Below are 12,159 nucleotides of genomic sequence, written 5' to 3' on the forward strand. Positions count from 1 at the left end.
CGGAGCGGGCTTCGCGCGCGTTTCGCCCGCCCTGCCCGCCCTGCCGTCGCCCTCCTTGCCCCCGGGGTTTACGTGGAGCCCACGAGCGCCGCGCTCGAATCGTTGCACTGACGAGCCCAATCGACGCGCCGGCTGTTATCAATACATCGATTGCCGCAACAGCCGGTTCGAAGAATCCGTCGATCGAGCCGGATTGCCGTTTTCCGGCTTTCGCGTTCGGGTAAAATACCGCCCTTTTGGCGTTCGCCCGTGCGGCGAGCGCCGATGTCAGCGCGCCGAAACACGAATTTTGGCCGTCTAGAATACGCCGCGGCGCCCGGCACGACCGGCCGCGAGCGTCACCCGGAAGTGAGCGACAAAAGGATGGAAATGAAGAAGGCCGCCCTGTGCGCCGCCCTCGCCCTCGTGGCGGGAAGCGCCTTCGCGAAAGAGTGGAAGACCGTGCGGATCGGTGTCGATGCCAGCTACCCGCCGTTCGAGTCGACCGCGCCGAGCGGCGAGATCGTCGGTTTCGACGTCGACCTCACGAAGGAAATCTGCAAGCGGATCAACGTGAAGTGCGTGTGGGTCGCGCAGGATCTCGACGGGATCATTCCGGCGCTGAAGGCGAAGAAGTACGACGTGATCGTGTCGTCGCTGACCGTCACCGACAAGCGCCGCGAGCAGATCGACTTCTCGGACAAGGTCTACGACGCGCCCGCGCGAATGATCGCGAAGGCCGGCTCGCCGCTGCAGCCGACGGTCGCATCGCTGAAGGGCAAGCGCGTCGGCGTCGAACAGGGTTCGACGCAGGAAAGCTACGCGAAGGCCTACTGGGAACCGCAAGGCGTGACGGTCATTCCTTACCAGAACCAGGACCAGGTCTATACCGACCTCGGCTCGGGCCGCCTCGACGCGACGCTGCAGGACGAGCTGCAGGCCGACTACGGTTTCCTGCGCACGCCGCGCGGCAAGGGCTTCGCGTTCGCCGGGCCGGAAGTGAAGGATCCGAAGACGATCGGCGACGGCACCGCGATCGGCCTGCGCAAGCAGGACACCGACCTGAAGCTGAAGATCAACAACGCGCTGGCCGACATGCACAAGGACGGCACCTTCGACCGGCTGTCGCACAAGTATTTTTCGTTCAGCGTCTATTCGGCTCGCTGAGCCCGGACAATGACGGGAAGCGGATGCGGGGGCGGCCCCGCATCCGCGCAACACAGGCAGTCGACCACGCGCCGCCCGCCTCCACCGCCTGCCGCCCGTCATGGGTCGCGGCAGGCCGGCCCGGCATCGCTGCCGGGGGCGGACGGTCATGATATGCACGGGGCGTTCCGCGCAGCTTGGCGGGCGCGTCTTTCGCGGCGCACGACGTGCGCCTTCTGGGACCACACCAGGGACCACATATGTTTCTACAAGGTTACGGCCCGCTGATCCTCGCGGGCACCTGGCAAACCATCAAACTGTCGGTGCTGTCGCTCGCGCTGTCGTTCCTGCTGGGCTTGCTCGGCGCGGGCGCGAAGCTGTCGAGCAACCGCCTGACGAACGGCATCGGCACCGTCTACACGACGCTGATTCGCGGCGTCCCCGACCTCGTGCTGATGCTGCTGCTGTTCTACAGCCTGCAGATCTGGCTGAACATGGCGACCGACGCGCTCGGCTGGGACCAGATCGACATCGATCCGTTTCTCGCCGGCGTGCTGGTGCTCGGCTTCATCTACGGCGCCTACTTCACCGAGACCTTCCGCGGCGCGTTCCTGTCGGTGCCGCGCGGCCAGCTCGAGGCCGGCAGCGCGTACGGGATGACGAACTGGCAGGTGTTCACGCGGATCATGTTCCCGCAGATGATGCGCTTCGCGTTGCCGGGCATCGGCAACAACTGGCAGGTGCTCGTGAAATCGACGGCGCTCGTGTCGATCATCGGCCTCGCCGACGTCGTCAAGGCGTCGCAGGACGCCGGCAAGGGCACGCTGCGGTTCTTCTTCTTCACGCTGATCGCCGGCGCGGTGTATCTCGCGATCACGACGATGTCGAACTTCGTGCTGATGTGGCTCGAAAAGCGCTACTCGACCGGTGTCCGCAAGGCTGACCTATGATCGAACTCATCCAAGAATACTGGCGCAACTACCTCTATACCGACGGCTTCCGCACCACCGGCGTCGCGATCACGCTGTGGCTGCTGGTCGTGTCGATCGGCCTCGGCTTCTGCCTGTCGGTGCCGCTCGCGGTCGCCCGCGTGTCGAAGCGCAAGTGGCTGTCGGGCGCGGTGTGGCTCTACACCTACGTGTTCCGCGGCACGCCGCTGTACGTGCAGCTGCTGCTCTGCTACACGGGCCTCTACAGCCTGCAGATCGTGCGCGGCACGCCGCTGCTCGATGCGTTCTTCCGCGACGGGATGCGCTGCACGCTGCTCGCGTTCACGCTGAACACCTGCGCGTACACCACGGAGATCTTCGCCGGCGCGATCAAGGCGACGTCGTACGGCGAGATCGAAGCGGCGCGCGCGTACGGGATGTCCACCTTCACGATGTACCGTCGCGTGATCCTGCCGTCGGCGCTGCGGCGCGCGCTGCCGCTGTACAGCAACGAAGTGATCCTGATGCTGCACGCCACCACCGTCGCGTTCACCGCGACCGTGCCGGACATCCTGAAGATCGCGCGCGACGTCAACTCGGCGACCTACATGTCGTTCCATGCATTCGGCATCGCCGCCCTGCTCTATCTCGTGATCTCGTTCACGCTCGTGTGGCTGTTCCGCCAGGCCGAGCGCCGCTGGCTCGCGTATCTGCGCCCGCAAGGCAAGTAAGTTTTCGCAGGACTATTGATGAATTCCCAGACTCAGAAGCTTTTCGTCGACGATCTGCACAAGCGGTACGGCGACAACGAGGTGCTCAAGGGCGTGTCGCTGAAGGCGAACTCCGGCGACGTGATCAGCGTGATCGGCTCGTCCGGCTCCGGCAAGAGCACGATGCTGCGCTGTATCAACTTCCTCGAGCAGCCGAACGCGGGCCGCATCGTCGTCGACGGCGAGGAAGTGCGCACCACGCCCGACAAGACCGGCGCGCTGCGCGCGGCCGATGCGAAGCAGTTGCAGCGCGTGCGCACCAAGCTGGCGATGGTGTTCCAGCACTTCAACCTGTGGTCGCACATGAACGTCCTCGAGAACGTGATGGAAGCGCCCGTGAACGTGCTCGGCATCCCGAAGAAGGAAGCCGAGGACCGCGCGCGCGAATACCTCGAGAAGGTCGGCCTCGCGCCGCGCGTCGAGAAGCAGTATCCGTCGCATCTGTCCGGCGGCCAGCAGCAGCGCGTCGCGATCGCGCGCGCGCTCGCGATGCATCCGGACGTGATGCTGTTCGACGAGCCGACCTCGGCGCTCGATCCGGAGCTCGTCGGCGAAGTGCTGAAGGTGATGCAGAAGCTCGCCGAGGAAGGCCGCACGATGATCGTCGTCACGCACGAGATGGGTTTCGCGCGCAACGTGTCGAACCACGTGATGTTCCTGCACCAGGGGCGCGTCGAGGAACAAGGCGTGCCGGCCGACGTGTTCGCTAGCCCGAAGAGCGAGCGACTGCGCGCGTTCCTGTCGGGCAGCCTCAAGTAAGGCCGCCACGCGCGGCGTAAACCCGAAGCGGGCGCCCACGCGGCGCCCGTTTTGCGTTTACGCGACGTCGACCGGCGCGCCGTCGGCGAACGCGCGCAGCGCGTCGCCTGCGAGGCGGTAGCGCACCCATTCGTCCTGCGGCGCCGCGCCGACGCTCTCGTAGAAACGGATCGCCGGCTCGTTCCAGTCGAGCACGCTCCATTCGAACCGCCCGCAGCCGGTGTCCACGGCGATCCGCGCGAGCGCCTTGAGCAGCCGCCGGCCGGCGCCCGCGCCGCGAAAGCGCGGCGACACGTACAGATCCTCCAGATACAGCCCCTGCCGGCCGAGCCACGTCGAGTACGAGAAGAAATACACGGCGAAGCCGGCCGGTTCGCCGTCGACGTCGCAGATCAATGCGTGCGCGGGCGAGCCTTCGCCGAACAGGCTGCGCTCGAGCGACGCGGGCGTCGCGACCACTTCATGCTCGGCCTTCTCGTAGACGGCCAGTTCGGTGATGAAACGCAGGATTTGCGGCACGTCGGCGACGGTCGCGGAACGGATGTCGATTTGCACGGCGGGGAGCCCTCCTTCGGCCCGGATTGACGGCGGATTGCAGCGAGCGCGCGGTTGCACGTGGCGCTGCGCGTAGCGACATGCTACGGTCGCGGCACTGCTGCAGGAAGTGCAGTTTCTTCATCCGGATCTGAACATGATGCATCCCGACCTGCGCCGTCTCGATCTGAACCTGCTGCTCGCGTTCGACGCGCTGTACCGCCACCGCTCGGTCGCCGCTGCCGCGCACGAACTCGCGATGAGCCCGTCGGCGCTGAGCCACGCGCTCGCGCGGCTGCGCGACGCGATCGGCGACGCGCTGTTCGTGCGGCTCGGCAACGAGATGCAGCCGACCGTGCGCGCCGACGATATCGCCGGCTGGGCCGCCGAGGCGCTCGACACGATGTCGAAGGGGCTCGCCCGCGCGCGTCGCTTCGATCCCGCGGAGAGTGACCGCACGTTCGTGCTCGCCGCCAGCGACTACACGGCGTTCGCCGTGCTGCCGGCGCTGCTCGCGCGCATCGAGCGCGTCGCGCCGCATCTGCGCTTCCGCATCGTTCACTCCGACCGCAAGATCGCGATCGACGAGCTGGCGGCAGGCCGGATCGACTTCGCGCTCGGCTATCACGAGGAATCGGTCGCCGCCGCGCCGGGCATCGAGGACTTCGACTGGTTCTCCGACGACTACGTGGTGATCGCAAGCGCGACGCACCCGGACGTGGGCAGCCGGCTGACGCTCGATCAGTACCTCGCAGCCCGCCACGTGGTCGTCACGCCGTGGAACGAGCCGCGCGGCGTGGTCGACTACGTGCTCGACCGGCTCGGCCTTGCCCGGCAGGTGGCCATGCAGTTGCCGAGCGTGCTGGCCGCGCCGTTCGTGATCGCCGGGTCGACGCTGCTGATGACGGTGCCGAACCGCGCCGCGCAGGTGCTGCAGTACGCGGCGCCGATCCGCATCTACGCCGCGCCGTTCGACATCCCGCGCTACACGGTGAAGATCTACTCGCACGCGAAGCACGCGCGCACCGACGCGCATCGCTGGCTTCGCGCGCAACTGCTCGCCGCGCGGCCGGCGCCCGACTGACCCGACACGCACCCAAGCCCCGCCTCGCGCGCCGCCGACGGGCGCCGACGGCCGTGCGCGGCCGCGTCGACACGACGTCGAAGCGCCGCCAACTTATTACGAATTACTTACCAATCCTGCCTTCCCGCCGCTTACGCCGACACCCGCGGCGTCGTCAATAGTGGCAATCCTTGACCCATGTCTGGAGAATCCATGTATCCCTTGCAGGACAAGGGTTTTCCGGCGATCGACGGTAGTCCTTGCCACCGTGACGACCCGTGTTGCATGGCAATTTGGCGACATGCGCTAGTCAAACAACGATTTCCATCGCCACAAAATTGTATTTTTGCTAAATTAGTAACCAAAGTAGCAAAACGAAGTTCGTGAAATGTAGTTTAGCTTCACGACACAACAAGGAGACCCCGCAAGCCCACCCGGCCGCGCGGGACCGCTCAACGGTTTTCCGTCTGCTTGCCCGCGTGCGGCGCCGAACCGGCCTTGCACGAGGTCTCCCTGGTTATCCCGCTTTTCGCTTTTGCCCGGCGCTCGCTGCTACGGGCATCTCGTGCAGTCTGGGTTGACTTTTTGACAGGGTATGGAGGAGATGATGAAGAAAGCTTTGGTCGCGGCCGCGCTGATGGCTGCTGGGGTGGTGACGGCGCACGCGCAGAGCAGCGTGACGCTGTATGGTCGCCTGGATGCCGGCATTGAGTACCTGAACGGCCTTCAGAACGGCCACCAAGTGCGCGCGGAAAGCGGCGACTGGGGCACGAGCCTGTGGGGCTTGAAGGGTAGCGAGGACATCGGCGGCGGCAACAAGGTCCTGTTCCACCTCGAAGGCGCGTTCAACACGATGAACGGCGGCCTGGGCACGAGCGGCTCGATCTGGGATCGTTTCGCGACGGTCGGGATCTCGAACGATCGCTACGGTACGCTGCTGTTGGGTCGCGAACTCGCGATCGCGAACGGCGTGTGGGACTTCGACCCGTTCGGCCAGTCGGCCTGGTCGACGGCATCGCTGGTGCGCGGCCGCAACTGGAACAAGACCAGCAACAACGTGTCGTACCAGTCGCCGTCGCTCTACGGCCTCGACTTCTACGGCCAGTTCTCGTTCTCGAACTCGACCAGCTTCAACGGCAACACGACGGCCGGCCAACCGGGTCGTGCAATGGGCGGTCAGGTCACCTACACGAACTCGCTGTTCCAGTTGCGCGGCATCTACGACGAAACGCGCGACAGCAACGGCCGCTTCTCGGACGTGTTCAACTACTCGCGTGAATACTTCGCGGGCGTGAACGTGTTCCTCGGCCAGTTCAAGGTTCAGGCGGCCTACCAGGCCTCGCGCGCCGACGGCAGCGGCGGCCCGGCAGTCAACGCCGGCGTGACGGGTACGCAACAGGTGTGGGGCGGCGTGACGTGGCAGGCCACGCCGGCAGCGGCGCTGATCGCGGCCGTGTATCACGTGAACGCGAACCACGGCGGCGGCAACGCGAACATCTACACGATCGGCGGTTCGTACAACATCTCGAAGCGCACGCTGTTCGACCTGCAGGCCGCGACGGTGCGCAACAGCTCGACGGCCAACTTCGGTCTGAACGCGAACGGTGCAGGCACCGCCGTGTCGACCGGCAACCCGCATCCGGGCGGCAGCCAGACCGGCGTCTACGCCGGCATCCAGCACCTGTTCTGATCGGGCGCCGTCAAAGAACGAATCGACAACACTTTCCACGCTGCTGCGAGAGGCGCGTATCGGTGCGGTACCCAACCGGGTATCCGCACCGTTTTTTATTTGGCGGCCCGCAATCGTGCGCCCCGCTGCGCGGTACGACCGCGCGGGCCGGCGGCGACGCTCAGACCGCCGCTTCGTTCTCTTCGCCGGTGCGGATGCGGATCACGCGTTCGACGTCGGACACGAAGATCTTGCCGTCGCCGATCTTGCCCGTGCGCGCGGCGCCGATCACCGCATCGATCACCTGATCGACCTGCGCTTCCGCGACGACCACCTCGATCTTCATCTTCGGCAGGAAGTCGACGACGTATTCGGCGCCGCGGTACAGCTCGGTGTGGCCCTTCTGGCGGCCGAAGCCCTTCACTTCCGTCACCGTCAGGCCGGTGAGGCCCACTTCGGCGAGCGCTTCGCGGACTTCGTCCAGCTTGAACGGCTTGATGATGGCGGTGATGCGTTTCATGATGGTTGTCCCTCAATGCTCGTTTGGATGCAGAATCGCGATCCCGAATCGCGATCCCGATTGTAAGCGCTAGTAGGCGCTAATCAGGGCTAAGCCGGGCGCCGGTCAGTCGACCCGCTCGGTGAAGCGCGACGTGATCGGATAGCGCCAGTCGCGTCCGAATGCCCGGTGCGTGACGCGAATGCCGATCGGCGCCTGGCGGCGCTTGTATTCATTGATCTTGATGAGCCGCGTCACCCGCGCGACGTCGGCCTCGGCGTAGCCGGCCGCGACGATCTCGCCGAGCGGCCGGTCCTCTTCCATGTACATCCGCATGATCGCGTCCAGCACGTCGTACGGCGGCAGGCTGTCCTGGTCGGTCTGGTTCTCGCGCAGCTCGGCCGACGGCGCGCGCGTCAGGATCCGTTCGGGGATCACGTCGCGCGTGCCGTAATCGGGCGTCGCGTTGCGGTAGCGGCACAGCTGGTACACCTGCGTCTTCGCGATGTCCTTGATCACCGCGAAGCCGCCGGCCATGTCGCCGTACAGCGTGCAGTAGCCGACCGCCATCTCGCTCTTGTTGCCGGTCGTCAGCACGATCGAGCCGAACTTGTTCGACAGCGCCATCAGCAGCGTGCCGCGAATGCGCGCCTGGATGTTCTCCTCCGTCGCGTCCTCCGCGCGGCCGGCGAACTCGCCCGCGAGCGCCGCGCGGAACGCGTCGAACATCGGCGCGATCGCAATCTCGTCGTAGCGCACGCCCACGCGCCGCGCCATCTCCGCCGCGTCGGTCGTCGAAATGTCGGCCGTGTAGCGCGACGGCATCATCACCGCGCGCACGCGCTCGGGGCCGAGCGCATCGCATGCGACGGCCAGCACCAGCGCCGAATCGACGCCGCCCGACAACCCGATCAGCACGCCGGGAAAACCGTTCTTGCCGATGTAGTCGCGCACGCCGGTCACGAGCGCGCGATAAACCTGCGCGTCGACCGGCAACTCGGGGGCGATCGCGCCCGGCAGCGGCCGTGCGCCGTCGAATTCGACGATCGCGTGGCCTTCGTCGAACAACGGCATCTTCGCGACCAGCACACCGTCGCCGTCCAGCACGAACGAGCCGCCGTCGAACACGAGCTCGTCCTGGCCGCCGACCAGGTTCACGTACACCATCGGCAAGCCGGTCTCGCGGATCCGCGCGCGCAGGATGTCGATGCGCAGCGCCTCCTTGTTCATGTGATACGGCGAGCCGTTCGGGATCAGCAACACTTGCGCGCCGGCGGCCTTGGCGATCTGCGCGGCCGATGCGTGCCACGCGTCCTCGCAGATGATCACGCCGTATTTCACGCCGTTCAGCTCGAACACGAGCGGCTCGGTGTCGGTCGCGAAGTAGCGCTTCTCGTCGAACACGTCGGCGTTCGGCAGATCCTGCTTGCGGTAGGTGCCGACGATCTTGCCGCCGACGATCAGCGACGCCGCGTTGTACGTGTCGACCGGCGGCACGCCGCGCTCGATCGGGCGGTTTGCATTACCATCGACGGCGGGCTCGCCGCCGGCCGCCTCGCCCGCCGCGCTGCGCAGCGGATGGCCGACCAGCACCGCGAGCCCGTCGAACTCGCGCAATGCGTCGGCGAGCGCCTCGAGCGCGGCGGCGGCCGCCGTGTAGAACGCGGGCCGCAGCAGCAGGTCTTCGGGCGGATAGCCCGACAGCGCGAGTTCGGGCGCGATCATCAGATGCGCACCATCGTCGTGCGCTGCGTGGGCGGCCGCGACGATCCGCGCGACGTTGCCGGCGAAATCGCCGACGGTGACGTTGATCTGGGCAAGAGCGAGTCGGGTCTTCATGACGGCATCGGCGCAGCCGGGCGGCGCGCGCTGAACGGTTGACGAAACGCCCCGGACGCGAGCCACCGCGGCACGCTTCCGGCGGCATCCAACAGTACGGATTCACGCTTGAAACACGAACGCATCGATTATCGCACGGGCATCCTGTCGTCTCCCGCGGAGGTGCCGGCCGACGAATGGAACGCGCTGCTCGAACGCGACGCGCAGCCGACGCCGTTCCTGCGCCACGAGTTCCTCGACGCGCTGCACGTCGCGCGCTGCGCAGTGGACGACACCGGCTGGTCGCCGCACTTCGTCACACTCACCGACGCGCACACGGGCCGCCTCGCGGCCGCCGCGCCCGTCTACGCGAAGCAGCATTCGTACGGCGAATACGTGTTCGACTGGGCATGGGCCGACGCGTACCAGCGCAACGACCTGCCCTACTACCCGAAGCTGCTGTGCGCGGTGCCGTTCACGCCGGTGCAGGGCACGCGCCTGCTCGCCGCCGACGAAGACGCGCGCCGCCGCCTCGCGGCCACGCTGCTCGCGTTCGCGGAGCAGAGCGACGTGTCGTCGCTGCACGTGCTGTTTCCGACCGGCGACGAGGCCCGCCTGCTCGAATCGATGGGCATGATGCTGCGCGAGGGCGTGCAGTTCCACTGGCTCAACGACGGCTATCGCGACTTCGACGACTTCCTCGGCACGCTCGAGCAGAAGAAGCGCAAGAACATCCGCGCGGAACGGCGCAAGGTGCGCGACGCCGGCATCACGTTCCGGCGGCTCGCCGGCGAGCAGATCACCGAGGCCGACTGGCGCTTCTTCACGCGCTGCTACCGGCAGACCTATCGCGAGCACTATTCGAGCCCGTACCTGAACCTCGAGTTTTTCCGCACGATCGGCGCGACGATGCCCGAGAATCTGCTGCTGGTCATCGCCGAAGCGGACGGGCGGCCGATCGCGAGCTCGCTCGCCGTGTACCGGCGCGGCGCCGACGGCCGCGGCGGCACGCTGTACGGCCGCTACTGGGGCGCGCTCGAACACGTGCCGTGCCTCCATTTCGAGACGGCGTACTACCAACTGCTCGAGTTCTGCATCGAGGCCGGGCTCGATACCTTCGAGGGCGGCGCGCAAGGCGAGCACAAACTCGCGCGCGGTTTTCTGCCGACCGTCACGCATTCCGCGCACTGGCTCGCGCATCCGGCGTTCTCCGATGCGGTCGCGCGCTTTCTGGAGCGCGAGACCGAGCATATCCACGCCTACGTCGACGAATTGCGCGAACACGATCCGTTCCGCCGCGGCACGTGACAACGCTCGCGCCACGCGTGTTTCGCGGCGGCCGCCTTCATTTCTGAGACACTGACGGCTTCGCAGCCTGCCGCGTTCCCATGTCCTGGTTTCTGTATCTGATCGAGTGCGCCGACGACAGCGTCTACACGGGCATCACGACCGACGTCGCCGCCCGCTTCGACGAGCACGCGTCCGGCAAGGGCGCCCGCTACACGCGCTCGCGCAAGCCGCGCGCGGTGCTCGCGTCGTTCCCGTTGCCCGACCGGTCGAGCGCATCGCGCGCCGAGTATTGGGTGAAACGCCTCACGGCCGCGCAGAAACGGGAGCTGGCGGCTGGCGGGCGGACGCTCGCTTCGGTATTGCCGGATGGGATATCGAGCGACGGAGGCGCCGTGGCAAGCGTCGCGTCGGGCGGCGCGAAGAACGCGAAAGAAAGCGCGGTGTCGGCCGGCGACGCGCGGAAGTCGCGAGCGAAGTCCGGGGTGAGGCGCGGTGCCAAGTCAGATGCGAAGCCCGACGCCAAGTCCGACAAGAAGTCCGATGCGAGGCCCGGTTCGAAGCCCGCCGCTAAGCCGCAGGCCAAGTCCGACGCCAAGCCCGGTGTGAAGTCCGGCAGGAGGCCAGGTGCGAGGCCCGCTGCCAAGCCGCAGGCCAACTCCGACGCAAAGCTCCGAGCGAAATCCGACGAGAAGTCCGGCGCAAGGTCGGGTGCGAAGCCCGACGCCAAACCCGCTGCGAAGGACGCCGCAACCCCACCCGTCACCACCGCCCCCCGCCGCACGACCGCCGCGAAACGCGCGCAATCCGCACCGCCCTCCGCCGCACCGCGCCCGCCCGGCGCCCGCGGCAAACCGCACACAAAACAAAACCGCGCGGCCTCCTGACGAGACACGCGCGGTTTGCGATGCGAGCGAACCGGCCGCGAAGTCGGCCATTCGGCTTACTTCTTGTAGTTCGCAGCGCCGTCGGCGATTTCCTTGTGCGCGGCGTCGATGCCGGCCCAGCCTTCGACCTTCACCCACTTGCCCTTCTCGAGCGCCTTGTATTGCTCGAAGAAGTGCTTGATCTGGTCCTTCAGATACTCGGGCACGTCGTCGATCGACTTCAGGTTCGCCGTCATCGGGCAGACCTTGTCGTGCGGCACCGCGACGAGCTTCGCGTCGACGCCCGACTCGTCGGTCATCTGCAGCATGCCGAGCACGCGCGAACGCACGATCGAGCCGGCCAGCAGCGGGAACGGCGTGATCACCAGCACGTCCACCGGATCGCCGTCGCCCGACAGCGTCTGCGGGATGTAGCCGTAGTTCACCGGATAACGCATGCCAGTACCGATGAAGCGGTCGACGACGAGGAGGCCCAGCTCCTTGTCGGCTTCGTACTTCACCGGATCGCTTTGCGCGGGGATCTCGATGATCACGTTGAAATCGTGCGGCAGGTCCTTGCCGGCCGGAACATGATTGAAGCTCATAGCGCTCTCTGTTGGTCGATGGGAATGCGGCGCAGGGTGCCTCGACCGGTGCGCGGCCGCGGGCCTCCCCGCAGGGAATGCGCCATTATAGCCAATCGACCGGTGGCGTCCGGATGACGATCGGCGTGATAATCGGTCCGGACGTTCTGCCACTGACCGCGAGCGATGCCGCACGGCGGCCGCGATGCACGGCCGCCGCGGCACCCGCGGTACGCGCCCACCCGGAGACAGGAGC

The 12,159-nt window shown here is 66.8% G+C and carries 12 protein-coding genes; 8 read left to right on the plus strand and 4 right to left on the minus strand.

Annotated features, from left to right (window positions below; all coding sequences use genetic code 11):
• Positions 1–369 precede the first annotated feature (369 nt).
• From MYA_RS10660 to MYA_RS10675, 4 genes are all read left to right on the plus strand, one after another.
• Positions 370–1,146: an ABC transporter substrate-binding protein gene (locus tag MYA_RS10660; protein ID WP_034192590.1), complete on the plus strand. Its 777-nt coding sequence runs from the start codon at positions 370–372 to the stop codon at positions 1,144–1,146.
• Between the two features lie 239 nt (positions 1,147–1,385).
• Entirely contained in the window at positions 1,386–2,075 is a 690-nt protein-coding gene (locus MYA_RS10665) for an ABC transporter permease (RefSeq protein WP_014723444.1), read from the plus strand.
• A complete protein-coding gene (locus MYA_RS10670) occupies positions 2,072–2,785 on the plus strand; it encodes an ABC transporter permease (RefSeq protein WP_011885685.1) in 714 nt (237 codons plus the stop codon). Before MYA_RS10665 ends, MYA_RS10670 begins: the two co-directional genes overlap by 4 nt.
• A gap of 18 nt (positions 2,786–2,803) precedes the next feature.
• Positions 2,804–3,583, plus strand: coding sequence for an ABC transporter ATP-binding protein (locus MYA_RS10675; protein ID WP_011885686.1), 780 nt, complete (start codon positions 2,804–2,806; stop codon positions 3,581–3,583).
• A 57-nt stretch (positions 3,584–3,640) separates the two neighbouring features.
• Here MYA_RS10675 and MYA_RS10680 read toward each other — a convergent pair whose 3' ends face one another.
• On the minus strand, positions 3,641–4,138 hold the full coding sequence (locus tag MYA_RS10680) for a GNAT family N-acetyltransferase (protein ID WP_014723445.1): 498 nt from the start codon (positions 4,136–4,138) through the stop codon (positions 3,641–3,643).
• 136 nt (positions 4,139–4,274) lie between these two features.
• Here MYA_RS10680 and MYA_RS10685 point away from each other — a divergent pair, with 136 nt between their 5' ends.
• Both MYA_RS10685 and MYA_RS10690 read left to right on the plus strand, forming a co-directional pair.
• On the plus strand, positions 4,275–5,201 hold the full coding sequence (locus MYA_RS10685; RefSeq protein ID WP_041493980.1) for a LysR family transcriptional regulator: 927 nt from the start codon (positions 4,275–4,277) through the stop codon (positions 5,199–5,201).
• A gap of 583 nt (positions 5,202–5,784) precedes the next feature.
• Complete coding sequence (locus MYA_RS10690) at positions 5,785–6,870, plus strand: porin (protein ID WP_011885689.1); 1,086 nt, start codon at positions 5,785–5,787, stop codon at positions 6,868–6,870.
• 160 nt (positions 6,871–7,030) lie between these two features.
• On the opposite strand, the gene MYA_RS10695 is transcribed toward MYA_RS10690, so the two are convergent.
• Together MYA_RS10695 and MYA_RS10700 are read right to left on the minus strand one after the other, a co-directional pair.
• Positions 7,031–7,369 (minus strand): P-II family nitrogen regulator, encoded by a 339-nt coding sequence (locus tag MYA_RS10695; RefSeq protein WP_006398637.1) that lies wholly within the window; start codon positions 7,367–7,369, stop codon positions 7,031–7,033.
• Between the two features lie 105 nt (positions 7,370–7,474).
• Complete coding sequence (locus tag MYA_RS10700) at positions 7,475–9,187, minus strand: NAD+ synthase (protein WP_014723447.1); 1,713 nt, start codon at positions 9,185–9,187, stop codon at positions 7,475–7,477.
• A 108-nt stretch (positions 9,188–9,295) separates the two neighbouring features.
• Here MYA_RS10700 and MYA_RS10705 point away from each other — a divergent pair, with 108 nt between their 5' ends.
• Both MYA_RS10705 and MYA_RS29640 read left to right on the plus strand, forming a co-directional pair.
• On the plus strand, positions 9,296–10,474 hold the full coding sequence (locus MYA_RS10705; protein WP_011885691.1) for a GNAT family N-acetyltransferase: 1,179 nt from the start codon (positions 9,296–9,298) through the stop codon (positions 10,472–10,474).
• A gap of 80 nt (positions 10,475–10,554) precedes the next feature.
• Complete coding sequence (locus MYA_RS29640) at positions 10,555–11,340, plus strand: GIY-YIG nuclease family protein (RefSeq protein ID WP_014723449.1); 786 nt, start codon at positions 10,555–10,557, stop codon at positions 11,338–11,340.
• A 56-nt stretch (positions 11,341–11,396) separates the two neighbouring features.
• Here MYA_RS29640 and ppa read toward each other — a convergent pair whose 3' ends face one another.
• Entirely contained in the window at positions 11,397–11,924 is a 528-nt protein-coding gene (gene ppa / locus MYA_RS10715) for an inorganic diphosphatase (RefSeq protein WP_011885693.1), read from the minus strand.
• Between the last annotated feature and the right edge of the window lie 235 nt (positions 11,925–12,159).

It is taken from the genome of Burkholderia sp. KJ006 (genome assembly GCF_000262695.1).
In the GTDB taxonomy this organism is placed as follows: domain Bacteria; phylum Pseudomonadota; class Gammaproteobacteria; order Burkholderiales; family Burkholderiaceae; genus Burkholderia; species Burkholderia vietnamiensis.

What these genes read in the sequence shown, in the direction of transcription:
- MYA_RS10690 (WP_011885689.1), top strand. Translation starts at nt 5,785, where the DNA reads ATGATGAAGAAAGCTTTGGTCGCGGCCGCGCTGATGGCTGCTGGGGTG.
- MYA_RS10660 (WP_034192590.1), top strand. Translation starts at nt 370, where the DNA reads ATGAAGAAGGCCGCCCTGTGCGCCGCCCTCGCCCTCGTGGCGGGAAGC.
- MYA_RS10665 (WP_014723444.1), top strand. Translation starts at nt 1,386, where the DNA reads ATGTTTCTACAAGGTTACGGCCCGCTGATCCTCGCGGGCACCTGGCAA.
- MYA_RS10695 (WP_006398637.1), bottom strand. Translation starts at nt 7,369, where the DNA reads ATGAAACGCATCACCGCCATCATCAAGCCGTTCAAGCTGGACGAAGTC.
- MYA_RS10675 (WP_011885686.1), top strand. Translation starts at nt 2,804, where the DNA reads ATGAATTCCCAGACTCAGAAGCTTTTCGTCGACGATCTGCACAAGCGG.
- MYA_RS29640 (WP_014723449.1), top strand. Translation starts at nt 10,555, where the DNA reads ATGTCCTGGTTTCTGTATCTGATCGAGTGCGCCGACGACAGCGTCTAC.
- MYA_RS10700 (WP_014723447.1), bottom strand. Translation starts at nt 9,187, where the DNA reads ATGAAGACCCGACTCGCTCTTGCCCAGATCAACGTCACCGTCGGCGAT.
- ppa (WP_011885693.1), bottom strand. Translation starts at nt 11,924, where the DNA reads ATGAGCTTCAATCATGTTCCGGCCGGCAAGGACCTGCCGCACGATTTC.
- MYA_RS10685 (WP_041493980.1), top strand. Translation starts at nt 4,275, where the DNA reads ATGATGCATCCCGACCTGCGCCGTCTCGATCTGAACCTGCTGCTCGCG.
- MYA_RS10670 (WP_011885685.1), top strand. Translation starts at nt 2,072, where the DNA reads ATGATCGAACTCATCCAAGAATACTGGCGCAACTACCTCTATACCGAC.